Genomic DNA, 13,029 nt, shown 5'->3' with positions numbered 1-13,029 from the left:
TACTATAACAGTATTCATTTGTAAACAACTGTGTTACTACATTTCGAAATTTTCCTGAAAACACAAAAAACCACAGCGTACACCGTGGTTCTTCTTTAGCAATCATCTTAAATTTTATTATAACCGTACAATTGTCCGTCCCCGAATTTCCGCTTTGAGAATTGCAGACAAAGATGCTGGTAGTTCATCAAGTGTAATCTCTTGGCCGATACTTTCCAAAAGATTCGCAGGTTTTAAATCGCTTCCCAAACGTTCCCAAAGCTTGACCCGAACATTCATCGGACAATAGACAGAGTCAATCCCCAACAGGTTAACCCCACGCAGAATAAACGGGAAAACGGTTGTCGTAAAATCCGCTCCTCCTGTCAAACCGCTGACAGCCACGGATCCCCCGTACTTTGTCGTACTTAATAGATAGGACAAGGTGTTCCCTCCGACCGGATCAACTGCACCCGCCCAAAGCTCCTTTTGCAGAGGACGGCTCGTATCCGTCACCTGTTCCCGGCTAAGAATTTCCTTGGCGCCCAGGCTATGTAAATACTCGTGCTCCGATTCCTTTCCGGTACTCGCAACCACATGGTACCCACGCTTCGCCAGCATAGCTACTGCGGTGCTTCCTACCCCACCTGTGGCTCCTGTTACTATAACAGGTCCGCGGTCAGGATGCAGACCATTTTCTTCAAGACGCTGGACCGAAAGCCCTGCTGTGAATCCGGCCGTTCCCAAAGCCATCGCTTCTTTTAAAGAAAGTCCCTCGGGAAGTTTGACTACCCAGCTTGCCGGAACCCGTGCATACTCACTGAAACCGCCGTAGTGGGTGACTCCCAGTTCGTAACTTGTAACAAGAACCTCGTCCCCTTCGCGGAAGCGCGAATCCCGTGATTCAACAACCGTTCCCGACAGATCAATGCCCGGCACAAACGGATAGGACTTTACAATCCGACCGTTGGGAGCAGCAGCAAGACCATCCTTATAGTTGACGCTCGAATAGGCAACCCGGATGGTAACATCTCCCTCAGGCAAATCGTTCAAACTGAGTTCTTTTACGTTCACAGAAAAAGAATCTTCACTCTTGTCCACTACCAGCGCGCGAAACCGCTCCGTCATCCTCTGAATCCCCCCGCCCATTTTTCTAAAAATTCACCACGATTTCATTCTAACATAAAAGGTTCCCGCCGGTTAACGACGAGAACCTTGCTTTGTGCAGTTTAGCTATTATTTTGCAAGTTCACGGAGAACTTTCTGGAGAATACCGCCGTTGCGATAGTAGTCGATATCAACTACGCTGTCAAGACGAACAATCACATCGAATTCAAATGAAGTTCCGTCCGGACGGGTCGCAACAACTTTTGCCTTTTGGCCGGGTTGAACATTGTCGCTCAATCCTACGATATCGAAAGTTTCTTGGCCGGTGATGCCAAGGGACTTCCAGCTTGCACCTTCGGTGAATTGGAGCGGCAGTACGCCCATCCCTACCAGGTTGCTGCGGTGGATGCGCTCAAAGCTTTCCGCGATAACCGCTTTGACCCCGAGAAGGAATGTACCCTTTGCTGCCCAGTCACGGGAGCTTCCTGTGCCGTATTCTTTACCCGCGATTACCACAAGCGGGATATTCTGCTCTTGATAAAGCATGGAAGCGTCGTAAACCGACATCACTTCACCTGTTGGCAGATAGGTGGTGACTCCACCCTCTGTGCCAGGCGCCACTTGGTTACGGATACGGATATTCGCAAATGTACCACGCATCATCACTTCGTGGTTACCGCGACGGGAACCGTAAGAATTGAAATCAACCGGAGCAACTCCGTTTTCTTGCAGATAGCGACCTGCCGGGCTATCCGGTTTGATGCTTCCTGCCGGTGAGATATGGTCAGTGGTTACAGAATCCCCCAACAGGAGAAGTGTTTTCGCGCCTTTGATTTCTTGAACGGCATTAAGCTCTTCACTTAAGTTCTCAAAGAATGGCGGTTCTTGAATATAAGTGGATTTTTCGTCCCAGTTGTACAGGGTGCCGGTCGGTGCATCGATTTCGTTCCAGACTTCGTTGAAGCTGAATACATTTTCATAACGCTTGCGGAACAATTCAGGACGAACCGCCTTGGTAATTGCGTCCTTGATCTCTTCAGAAGAAGGCCAAATATCTTTCAGGAACACCGGCTCATTGTTGTGTCCGTAGCCAATCGGTTCATTTGCCATGTCAATGTCAACAGTTCCAGCCAACGCATAAGCCACGACAAGCGGCGGTGACGCGAGGTAGTTGGCCTTCACTTGAGGGTGGATGCGTCCTTCAAAGTTACGGTTACCGGAAAGAACGGCCGCAACCGTCAAATCATTGTCTGCTATCGCTTTGCTGATTTCGTCAGGCAAAGGACCGGAGTTGCCGATACAGGTAGCACAACCGTACCCCGCCACGTAGAAACCGACCGCTTCCAACGAATCCATGAGTCCCGCTTCGATCAAATAGTCTGTCACAACACGGGAACCAGGAGTTAAACTGCTCTTGACGTATGCCGGCTTCTTAAGGCCTTTTTCAACTGCTTTTTTCGCCAGCAATCCGGCTGCAATCAATACGCTCGGGTTGGAAGTATTGGTACAGCTTGTAATTGCCGTAATAACTACCGCACCGTTCCGCAAGACGGACTTTTCACCGTTCGGATGCTCAACGTTTGCTTCTTTTCCGATTTCTTCGTCCGAAAGTCCGAAACCGCCTTTGTCAATCGGAGTGCGAAGCGCGGAGTTAAATCCTTCCTTCATTGCAGTTAACTCAATTCGGTCTTGCGGACGTTTAGGACCTGCCAATGAAGGAACCACCGCTGACAGGTCGAGTTCAACCACATCAGAGAATACCGGATCCGCCATATCGTCCGTACGGAACATGCCTTGCGCTTTGTAATAGGCTTCCACAAGAGCGATATGCTCTTCGCTTCGACCGGTTAAGCGAAGGTAATTGAGTGTCTCGTTATCAACCGGGAAGAAGCCCATGGTCGCTCCGTATTCAGGTGCCATGTTTGCAACGGTAGCACGGTCGGCGAGGCTCATCGCGCTTACGCCCGGTCCAAAGAACTCAACGAACTTGCCTACTACACCTTTTTTACGGAGGATATTGGTTACGGTCAAAGCCAAGTCGGTCGCGGTTGCGCCTTCCGCCAAGGTTCCGGTCAGTCTGAATCCGATAACCTCAGGTGTCACAAAGTAAAGCGGTTGGCCTAACATTCCCGCTTCCGCTTCGATACCACCGACACCCCAACCTACAACACCAAGACCGTTGATCATCGTAGTATGGGAATCAGTACCCACCAACGAGTCAGGGAATACCTGTGTTTCGCCGTCAACCTCTTTGGTCATGGCAACAGAGGCCAAATATTCAAGGTTAACCTGGTGAACAATCCCCGTAGCCGGAGGAACCGCTCGGAAATTATTAAAAGCGGTTTGCGCCCAACGCAGGAAACGGTAACGCTCTTGGTTGCGCTCAAACTCAAGCTTCATATTTTGGTCAAGTGAATCCTTGCTGCCGAAGTAGTCAACCATCACGGAGTGGTCGATTACAAGATCAACCGGCACTAATGGGTTAATCTTCTCCGGGTCTTTCGCCATTCTTTTCATCGCGGCGCGCATAGCTGCGAGGTCAACAACGGCAGGAACGCCGGTGAAATCCTGCAGTACGATCCGTGCCATCATGAACGGAATCTCTTGATTGACATCGCGCTCTTCGGTCCAGTTCGCAATTTTCTTTACATGATCTTCTGTAATTGCAACACCGTCAAACTGGCGAACTGCCGCTTCCAAAAGCACCTTGATTGAGAAAGGCAGCTTTGAGATGGAACCTAATTTGTTCTCTTCCAGTGCGGGTAACGAATAAAAAGTGTACGTTTTGCCGCCGACTTCCAAATTGCGGCGAGCAGAAAACTTGTCTTGGCTTGCCATCTTATGACCCTCCCTGCTGATGCAAACAGATAAAACTCACTCCACCCCATAAAGTGACTCCAAGCAATGAACCACCCACCCAAGTGCAAGCACTTGGGTGGGAACCCGTTAAGAAGCACCGGGTACTTTATGGGGAACTCTGAAATTAGTTTCACCTGTTAAAACACCGTTTCATTAAATGATATCTATATGTATTATAGATGATTTCCTTTCCAATTTCGATAGGCTTTTACAAAAAAATAATTGCCGGACTATTCCCATAGTCATTGTGCCTTATCTCCAGACAATTTATTACGTTGCAAAAATAAAAATGCCCGCGGCATCGAGAAGCCGCTTTTTACAATAGCAAGTGTTCTTTAAACGAATATCATGAAACTATCACGGGCCAAACGGAGGGAGCGGCAACATATGAATGTTCTTTTGGGGGTAATGACAATTGCATTGCCAAGTAAAGACGATCCGCTTTCATTAACAGACAGCTACGTCCCCTCGGCCACCTGGAGGTATTTTCATCTGGCAGGTCTTCGTCACGGAGTTAAGGTCATCTTCTTTTATCCGGAAGATGTTGATTTTGAAAAAGAACGTGTGCACGCATGGAGCTGTACCTCCAGAGACGCCAAAAGCGGGTGGAAACGGAGAGACTACCGATTCCCGGATGTTGTTTATGAAAATGTGGCTCTGCAATCATTACGGAGAACAGGAGCGTTAGACGTAAAAAGACGGTTCGCAAACCTGGGAATCCCGACCTTTAATCCGGCTTTGTTTCAAAAGTCGACCATGAGCAGCATCCTGAAGCGAAACCCGGAGATCGCCGACCATCTCCCGAAAACTGTAACTGTCCATCGAGTCGAGGATATATTGGCTCTTTTGTCAAAGACAAAATGTGTTTACCTAAAACCGGTTCGAGGCTCGGGCGGAAAAGGCGTAATTGAACTGTCTGTGAATCGGCGAGTTGTGCGGGTACGTGCACAGCGATTTTTTAACAATCAACCGGTAGACCGCACTTTCCCTCTTGAAAAATTGGTGGAGTTTTTAAACCGTTTAATCTGCTCTGAACGCTATATCGCTCAAGAAGGATTAAAGTTGCTCACCCGGGAAGGGCGAAAAATTGATTTTCGTTTCCAACTCAATCGGGACGAAACGGGCGAATGGCAGCTAGTTGCCATTCGCCCCAAACTGGGACCTATTGGGTCGGTTGTATCCAATCTCCATTCCGGAGGAATTGAAGGGGATTTTGATGAAATCGTGGACTGGGCGGCCAACGAAGGGTATTCCTTCCCTGATGAGGACGACTTGATTCATTTGGCGATCGAGACAGCCAAAGAATTTACCCGCTATCGCCCGAATCTTAGCCACATCGGCATCGATATTGCCGTAGATGTGAACGGCCGTTTTTTCGTGCTTGATGTGAATCCACGCCCTGGACGGAATATCCTGACACGCCCAATGATCGCCGCTTCGGTTGATTGCATCACCGGTTTCGCCAAATATCTGTATAAAAAATCAAGAAAAAAAAGCCGACCCCATTAGTCGGCTTTTTTCAGTTACCACCAAGCTTGGGGATATTGACGATCTCGAAAAAGATTATTATAAAGCAATGCGAACAAATAGAAGAACTGACCCAGGCGACCACGCAAACAGTACTCTTAAACCAACTTCTTCCTGACAAATCGAGTTTGGACCAATCTTTGTCAAACGCCGATGTCGTGGTGACTACCATAAATCATGCCCAAGAAGTGAGAAAGCTGCTTGGGAATCTGCAAAAACCGATTCTAACGGTTGGAGCGACGGGAGACGTTTCCGCACTCTTGGAGATAGCCAAATTGTCAGCCGGCACGAAAGTAGGATTTGTGTGTCTCGGCAAAAAAGGCGGTCAATGGATGGCACAACGTGTGCACGACGCCGGAATTACCCATATTGAAGGAACCGGATTGGGCATTGAGGATCAAGAGTTGAAAAAAATACTGGAGCAGGCAGATCGTATTTATGCATCTTCGGCTGTTTATCCGGAGCTCAAAGCTTTATCTCCAAAGAAAGTGATACTCCTGCCTTTTACATTGGAAAAATCCAGTGAAACACTTTTTGAAAGACCTTACCATCCAAGATTAGCAAAAGATTGCATTACCTGCGGGCAATTTACATTCCGCTACCATGGACTGCAGGACAGGTTACACGAAAAGTGGTACCTTTTGGTGAGCTTTCTAAATCAATGGTTCCTCCGTGATCTTGGACAATTTTGTGGCAAATGGAAAGTCCCAATCCTGTACCGGTTTTCTTGGTAGTAAAAAACGGATGAAAGATTTGATCCAGATGCTCTTGGGGAATTCCCGGGCCGGTATCTTGAATCTCGATTGTTCCCAAGCTGCCAACCCGATACAATCGAATGAAAACCACACCGTTTTCTTCCATCGCCTCAAAAGCGTTCTTAATCAGGTTGATCAGTAACTGCACAATTTTGTCCCGATCCATAAGGATATAGATCGGATCCAACTCGAACTCATGTTCAATTTGATGACCAAGTAATACCGCCTCGGATTTCATTAGATCGATCACTCTTTGGATACATTCTTGCAGCGGTTGGACTTTGAAATTTGAGACGTGAGGTTTCGAGAACTGTAAGAATTCTCCGGTCAACTCGCTGATTCTCGTGATTTCGCCCATGATAACTTCGTACCAAGGCTCGATGTTGTAATTTTTTTCTTTGGCTATCTGCAAGAAACCTCTTACGGTAGTTAAAGGATTTCGGATTTCATGAGCCATTCCGGCAGCCAATTCACCAATCAGCCTCAACTTTTCTGACCGGAGCATGTGCTCTTCTCTTCGCAGCCATATTTCTCTTTTCATCGTAAACAATCTCTCTTCCGTGAGTAACAGCAACTCATCCTTCGATTCGCCCTCATCCGGATAAACCGCGTATCCGTAGGTGATCTCAATCTGCAATTTCTTGGGAAATTCATTCACAAGCAGTTCAATTCTGTTTTGTATTTGATTGGATGTATCTTCGGCATACAAAGCAACCGCAAATTTATCCCCGCCATAACGCGCGAGTAAACGGGCATCATGAAAAATCTGCTGCAGAACTTCGGCGGTTTTCTTTAAAATCCGATCCCCGCTCTCAAAACCCTGTTCGTTGTTCATCGATTTTAAGTCAATACAATCGATTAGAAGCAAAGCCACTCGTTTTTTCCTTTTGAGCAATTGCTGAAGCTGCTTATGAAACTCTTGAAAATTTAACAATTCTGTAAGCAAATCATGGGTGGCAAGATGGGTATTTTCTTGCTGCAGCAGCTGTTTTTCCCTTTTTGCAGTTTGAAAATAATGAACCATCAGGACAATGATCACAAATCCCAGAAGGTCAAAAAGGGTGACCAAAAAGGTATAAAGGGTATGCTCCGAATAAGACAATCGAATCGACGAATACAGCAGGGCGAGAAAAACGGAAACCGCAACGGTTCGTCCTACTTTCCGTGTCTGATAGGTTTTGGCGGTCAGTAAGAGATACAAGTCAATACACCAATTCAAATGACTGACCCAATGAAAGATCCCAAGCAGGGCAATTTGCAGGACGCGAATGCGCGGGATCCGATTTTCAAACAAGATACTCAACAAAAGGCAGCTTCCCAAAAGAATCAGAAGGTTCACACTCACCGTTTTCTGCATCAAAACGGATGAAATCAAAATAAATACAACAAAAAACCCGAAAGCAATACGCAAGATCACATTTGCACACTCCAGGATGAATATTTTTCCACAGCTACATCTTCGATAAAGGCCCCGGGAGATTCCTTCCGATTTGTACGTCAATCAGAAAATTTAGTAGAGTAGAGAACTGAAATTTCATTGCGGGCGCAAGCTCGCTTTTACTTTTCCAGTTCCCCCTTCATCAAACCGGACGTGCGGTTTTCCCTCATCCGGCTTTCCGATGTTCTTCTTCTCTGTGCATTACGGTACTCTCTAAGAGGCAAGTTTCTTCAGTCCGGTGAGTGAGGCAACCATTCCTGCCACTCCGGACTTGCTGTGTTTCTTTCGACAGCTGTTCAATCAGTTTCATCAGCTTGTCATGGCAGATATTATCGAAGTACCCTTGAATGTCAATATCGACTACCCAGTATATACCTTTCTTGACAGCGCGGCGAATATGTCGCAAAGCCTGATGCTGGCTGCGTCCGGGGCGAAACCCATACGAGAAGTCTTGAAAGTCTGCTTCAAATATACGTTCAATCACCATCTTGGTCGCCATTTGACCACGCGATCACGGATGGCAGGAATACCCAACGGGCGAAATTTTCCTTCTCCCTTTGGTATCTCTTTCCGTCTGGCTGGCATCGGATGGTATTCTCCGTTTACGAGGTCACAGCCAATTTCGAATCTAAATCGTCCTTCCCCGTATTCCTTCACAATGTGGTCGATGGTTACTCCATCCACCCCACCGCTTCCTCCATTAGCCTTCACTCGTCTCCATGCTTCCCAAAGGATGTCCGGTCGGTGCACTTTGTCGTACAGCGCATGAAACCGCCGCTTCGGATTTTCCTTGGCCGCAGAGTATAGTGTTTTATAGAGTTGTTGAGCTTTTGCTTTGGTGTAGTTAGCAGGTTTCACTGCATTCACTCACTCTTACCTCCTCCAACACATGAACAAAGTGGGGTATTGCGCGTGCGCCCTTCCCTCCACGAGGTTGTGTTGTCCTCGCTTCACAGGTACTATGGCCCCCTCCGACTCCCTTCCCGCAGCTCGCCATTTCACCTTTTGGGCTTATAGGTCCGCTCTTTACGGCTGTCGCCGTGCGAGGTAGGGTATCCCTAGTTCCAGATACAACTTTCACAACATGCCGATCCCTTTACACCGGGGAGTTCTTCCGTGCTGCGTTCCAAGTTCTTCGCACGTTCCATGGTCTTCGCCCAATTTACCGGGGCTCGACACTCCCTTGTCCTTTTAAGGTCTTTTTTGACGATGCGGCAGGATTCACTTGATGTTACGGCCTGCTGTTTTGCTCGCTCTCCGTACAGGAGATACTTTGTCACAGGGCTTCAACCTTAGGATCTCTCCACCAGTTGCCTGTCAGCTACGGGACGACTTGGCTCTTACCTCGACCGGACTTGCACCGGCTAGTTGTACCTAGCTTGGCTAGGCGCGCACAAAACAAAAAAACGGCAATGCGAATCGCATTGCCGTTTTGCCGTCCTGGTGGGCCTAGGTGGACTCGAACCACCGACCTCACGATTATCAGTCGTGCGCTCTAGCCAGCTGAGCTATAGGCCCATGAAAATACACCACAAGGAAAGAGAAGCTGGTGGCTCGAGGCAGAGTCGAACTGCCGACCTACGGGTTATGAATCCGTCGCTCTCACCAACTGAGCTATCGAGCCGGGAAGACCTGCGCAGAATGGTGCCGGAGGTGGGACTCGAACCCACAAAATCACGATTTTGAGTCGTGCACGTATGCCAATTCCATCACTCCGGCAACTAGTGGTGCGGATGGAGGGACTTGAACCCCCACGGTCGCCCGCTGGAACCTAAATCCGTCAGTGCCTCGCAATCCGCTAAATATGCGTCAATTGAACGTTTAGCACCCGTGAATCCTGCGTCAGCTTGACCGGACTACACGTTTTTGCCAACGGCTGAATTTCTTAAATCCTGTGTGTTGTGAACGTTACGATAATAGCATCATTGGACTGCGTTTTCAAGAGGTAATTCCTTCAACGGTATGTGTCAGCAAATGTCACTCTGCAAAAAATACCGTGGGCGTGTTACAGCAGTGTTTATACCGTCTTCGGACGCTTCGATAGAAAGAGCATGACAATCCAATAGTTGGGATGATGTTTATATCGCCTGAATAGCCTTCCTGAGGTCGTGTTCTGACGGTTCGACGTACCGCATTGTGGTCTGAATATTGTCATGCCCCGCCAAACGAGCAACTTCCTGAATCGGAACTCCTGCATTGACCAACTTCTTGCAGAACGTGTGCCGTAGCGAATGGCAAGAGTACTGTCCTTCGATTTTTCTTCCATCTTCCGACCGTTCCAACAATCCACAGCGTTCTAGATAAACGTCAATCATAAACCCAATTCCTCTTGTTGTCATTTGTCCTGCCCTTTCGGATACGAACAGATATTCACTAGTTTGATGAATTGGTTTGTTACTGTTGTCACGATGGGCAAGCCAAGATTTCAACGCTTTTTTCAATTCATTGTGCATAGGTATAACGCGGTATTTGCCACCTTTACCATTGACAACGGTCACTGTACCTTGCCGAATGTCAATATGGTTCAGTTTGAGTTCGCTTACTTCTTCAACGCGTAGTCCTGCATATAACATCGTAAAAACTATGGCACGGTCTCTAGCTTGTTTGAACGCGTTACGTTCTGTCTCCAACGCATAGAGCAAACGGTTCTGTTCCTGTTCGGTCAACCACTTGGGAGCGTAGCTCTGCTGAACACGTTTCATTTTTACTTTTTCGGCTGGATTGTTGCCGATATGTCCGGCATCCACAGCCCAAGAAAAAAACGTTTTCAGTGTTGCAATCGCCTTGTTTACGGTAGCTGGCTTCTGCCCTAACGCACTCATGAGATATGAACGGAAATCTTGAAGCGTGATTGTGCTAACGTCTTGTGGTTCAAATTGCTTACCTTCCGTTTGCTCGTACCATGTTGCGAACTTGTTCAAAACAGACAGATATGTACGAATCGTTTTCTCGCCTTTATCTTCGTTTCTCAACCAAGCCTCAAATTGTAAAAGATAGTGATTCATTTCCAGCACCTCATAATCCGTTGTGTTCTACGATGAGTTGATGTTATGATTATACAGTGTTCTCGGACGAATTGTCAAAGTTTTTGAGTATAATTCATCTGAGAATCATATTTCTAGGATGATTATTGAACGGATGAAGGTAGGGGTACAAGGGGGACGGTAGCCACCCGTTTGCAAGAACTGCCCTAAGTTTATTCACATACCCCGGCAGATATTGGACAGACATTGAAACAAATGTTGCATTTTCAAGGAAAGGAGGCAGCCCCATTGAATACAACTCATGATTTGTTCCTAGAACGATACGGCAAAAAGTATCTGGACAAAATTGAACATCTGCGGAAACGCATCATTGAATACGAAACAGGCGAAAACCAGTTCGTTGTGATTCCACTTGAAGCAGGTTTAGGAAAAAGTTTGCAGTCTGACCGGATAATAGGCGAGTATTGGGCTGCCGACAATGCTGAACATAGACGTTTTCTGCTTGTGAAGCGTTTTGTGGAGGATGTTGAATCCAGTGTTGAAAGAATCAATCAGCATTGTGGCAGAACTGTTGCATACGGCATTACAAGTGTCAATTTGAATGACTACAAGGATAATCTCGTTCAACTGCTAGACTTTCCGGTGGTTGTGGTAACGCACGAACGGTATGTGAGATTGTCCAGAAATCCAGTCGCAAGAAGGTACTTCACACTGGACAGGCATACCCTGATTATTGACGAAGCATTGAATCAGTCAATTGTTTCGTTTTCCGAAGAATCATTTCGACGTGTCCAGTACATTTTGCCTGTCGCTCTCCATACAAGTTTACTTGAGGCGTGCAAGAATCTTTTTGACGAAATTTCTATTCAGAAGCAAAGTCATTACAGCAACCGTTTGGGAAAATGTCGCCCAAAGTTTGACAAGAAAACGTTCAACAAATTCAAACGGGACGTGGAAGCAAACTTGCACAATGTTTCACCAAAGGACAGGGATGAAGTGGTAAAGTTCGTTGATTCGTTGGAAATGCTTTATAACGGTCAATGCCTTTATAACTTTGATACAATCTCTAGCTTTGACCGTAGCTTTGAGCGTTGGGGTCTGCAAAATAATATCATTCTTGACGCTAACGGAAGTATCGACCGTCAATACCGATATGACCCGTTTGTGAAGATTGACCGACAAACGCCTATCATTGAACACAGCAGTACAACTCTTTATCAAGTCAACTTCAATGCTTCCAAGAACAGTATAAACAAAACGGAAAACTATTTTCCCGAAATTTGCAAGCGGATTGTGGAACGGAAGAAAGACGATGATTCGACACTGGTGGTCACGCAGAAAACTCACAAGGATATGGTGGAAAAACTTCTAAGTGAATACGGTATGGAAGGGATTGCCGTTTCATATTTTGGGGACATCATCGGCAGAAATGATTGGCGGGATTATACCCAAGTGTGGATTATTGCAAATCCATTGTATCGCATGGAAACGTATCCTTTACGCTGGTCGATGGTATCACAGAAGCCAATCAATCGGCATAATCTGTCGTTTGTCTCTGATACGGGAAAGCTACGCTTCAAGAACAAGGACTTTGAGAAGATACGGTTTGGATGCGTAGTATCGGAAATCTACCAGGCTGTAAAACGTATCAACCGCGACAACACAAGGAACGCTGAAATGTTCGTTGTTACGGCTGATAGTGACGTGATGAAGGAATTGAAAAAACAATTGAAGGGGGTACGGATGGGGGACGTGATTGATTTGAACGTCCAATACCGTCATAAAGCTACAAAACAACGCAAACAGACACAAGGCGAGAAGATTGCCGACTTTCTCATGCGTCTTGACCCCGGTGAATACGATAAGGCATTTATTCGGAACGCTGTTGCCATCGACAAGAAGAACTTTTCACGCAGTTTGAATGACATCAAAGTACAGGAACTTGTGAGATTCGGACGGATACAGATTGGTACACGCAAGATAAAAGTCTTGGGCGACCGTTGAAACATCTTTACGCTACTATCGTAGCTACATTCCCCTCTAACGAGTGAATGACCTAAAAGTCTTCACTCCTTTTTATATATGGGGAAAATGAAGACTTTGTTTGAAAGCGTTGAGAGACAAGGGTTCTAAGTGTTATGTCCGTTGCTCTATCACGTCAAAATATTCTTCAATTACATGCTTTTCTTGCGTAGCAAAGAAAGCTCGGTTACCGTAGGTAAGCGAAATGAAAAGTACCGGATGCCCCCTCCCCATCAATCACTCTGACACAAAAAGTGTACAAACTGTTCAAGTGTCTCATTTGTTTCATAATCGGGTAGGAGGCTACCCATTAATTGAGTAGCCGGCCTCCCACACCACCGTACGTACCGTTCGGTAT

At 46.6% G+C, this 13,029-nt stretch carries 8 protein-coding genes and 3 tRNA genes; 2 read left to right on the top strand and 9 right to left on the bottom strand.

Translation table 11 applies throughout. From position 1 onward, the window contains the following. Positions 1 to 117: 117 nt before the first annotated feature. Complete coding sequence (locus ACFO8Q_RS17055; protein WP_380027164.1) at positions 118 to 1,107, bottom strand: NADPH:quinone oxidoreductase family protein; 990 nt, start codon at positions 1,105 to 1,107, stop codon at positions 118 to 120. Between the two features lie 108 nt (positions 1,108 to 1,215). Continuing rightward, positions 1,216 to 3,924: an aconitate hydratase AcnA gene (gene acnA, locus ACFO8Q_RS17050; RefSeq protein WP_380027161.1), complete on the bottom strand. Its 2,709-nt coding sequence runs from the start codon at positions 3,922 to 3,924 to the stop codon at positions 1,216 to 1,218. Between the two features lie 408 nt (positions 3,925 to 4,332). Here acnA and ACFO8Q_RS17045 point away from each other — a divergent pair, with 408 nt between their 5' ends. Then, positions 4,333 to 5,454 (top strand): YheC/YheD family endospore coat-associated protein, encoded by a 1,122-nt coding sequence (locus tag ACFO8Q_RS17045; protein ID WP_380027159.1) that lies wholly within the window; start codon positions 4,333 to 4,335, stop codon positions 5,452 to 5,454. A gap of 606 nt (positions 5,455 to 6,060) precedes the next feature. Here the strand turns inward: ACFO8Q_RS17045 and ACFO8Q_RS17040 are convergent. The 7 genes from ACFO8Q_RS17040 to ACFO8Q_RS17010 form a co-directional block, all read right to left on the bottom strand. Next, positions 6,061 to 7,644 carry a sensor histidine kinase gene (locus ACFO8Q_RS17040; protein ID WP_380027157.1) on the bottom strand — a complete coding sequence of 528 codons (1,584 nt, stop codon included), beginning with the start codon at positions 7,642 to 7,644 and terminating at the stop codon, positions 6,061 to 6,063. Between the two features lie 187 nt (positions 7,645 to 7,831). After that, positions 7,832 to 8,152: a reverse transcriptase domain-containing protein gene (locus tag ACFO8Q_RS17035; RefSeq protein WP_380027155.1), complete on the bottom strand. Its 321-nt coding sequence runs from the start codon at positions 8,150 to 8,152 to the stop codon at positions 7,832 to 7,834. Beyond that, positions 8,146 to 8,532 (bottom strand): hypothetical protein, encoded by a 387-nt coding sequence (locus ACFO8Q_RS17030; RefSeq protein WP_380027153.1) that lies wholly within the window; start codon positions 8,530 to 8,532, stop codon positions 8,146 to 8,148. The genes ACFO8Q_RS17035 and ACFO8Q_RS17030 overlap by 7 nt, the downstream gene beginning before the upstream one ends. 574 nt (positions 8,533 to 9,106) lie before the next feature. Next, positions 9,107 to 9,183 (bottom strand) — tRNA-Ile (locus tag ACFO8Q_RS17025). Between the two features lie 29 nt (positions 9,184 to 9,212). After that, positions 9,213 to 9,289, bottom strand: a tRNA-Met gene (locus ACFO8Q_RS17020). An 18-nt stretch (positions 9,290 to 9,307) separates the two neighbouring features. Next, a tRNA-Leu gene (locus ACFO8Q_RS17015) sits at positions 9,308 to 9,384 on the bottom strand. A gap of 359 nt (positions 9,385 to 9,743) precedes the next feature. Then, the gene (locus ACFO8Q_RS17010; protein WP_380027151.1) at positions 9,744 to 10,670 is read right to left on the bottom strand and encodes a tyrosine-type recombinase/integrase; all 927 of its coding nucleotides are present in this window, start codon (positions 10,668 to 10,670) and stop codon (positions 9,744 to 9,746) included. A 267-nt stretch (positions 10,671 to 10,937) separates the two neighbouring features. On the opposite strand from ACFO8Q_RS17010, the gene ACFO8Q_RS17005 reads away from it, so the two are divergent. Beyond that, entirely contained in the window at positions 10,938 to 12,653 is a 1,716-nt protein-coding gene (locus tag ACFO8Q_RS17005; RefSeq protein ID WP_380027149.1) for a DEAD/DEAH box helicase family protein, read from the top strand. Positions 12,654 to 13,029: the final 376 nt, after the last annotated feature.

The sequence above is a fragment of the Effusibacillus consociatus genome (assembly GCF_042652925.1).
GTDB lineage: Bacteria > Bacillota > Bacilli > Tumebacillales > Effusibacillaceae > Effusibacillus > Effusibacillus consociatus.
Note: the sequence above shows the minus strand (reverse complement) of the source record. Positions and strands in the feature narration are given on the sequence as shown.

Excerpts from the sequence above, each read along its gene's own strand:
- ACFO8Q_RS17045 (WP_380027159.1), top strand. The coding sequence starts at position 4,333 with ATGAATGTTCTTTTGGGGGTAATGACAATTGCATTGCCAAGTAAAGAC.
- acnA (WP_380027161.1), bottom strand. The coding sequence starts at position 3,924 with ATGGCAAGCCAAGACAAGTTTTCTGCTCGCCGCAATTTGGAAGTCGGC.
- ACFO8Q_RS17010 (WP_380027151.1), bottom strand. The coding sequence starts at position 10,670 with ATGAATCACTATCTTTTACAATTTGAGGCTTGGTTGAGAAACGAAGAT.
- ACFO8Q_RS17035 (WP_380027155.1), bottom strand. The coding sequence starts at position 8,152 with ATGGTGATTGAACGTATATTTGAAGCAGACTTTCAAGACTTCTCGTAT.
- ACFO8Q_RS17055 (WP_380027164.1), bottom strand. The coding sequence starts at position 1,107 with ATGACGGAGCGGTTTCGCGCGCTGGTAGTGGACAAGAGTGAAGATTCT.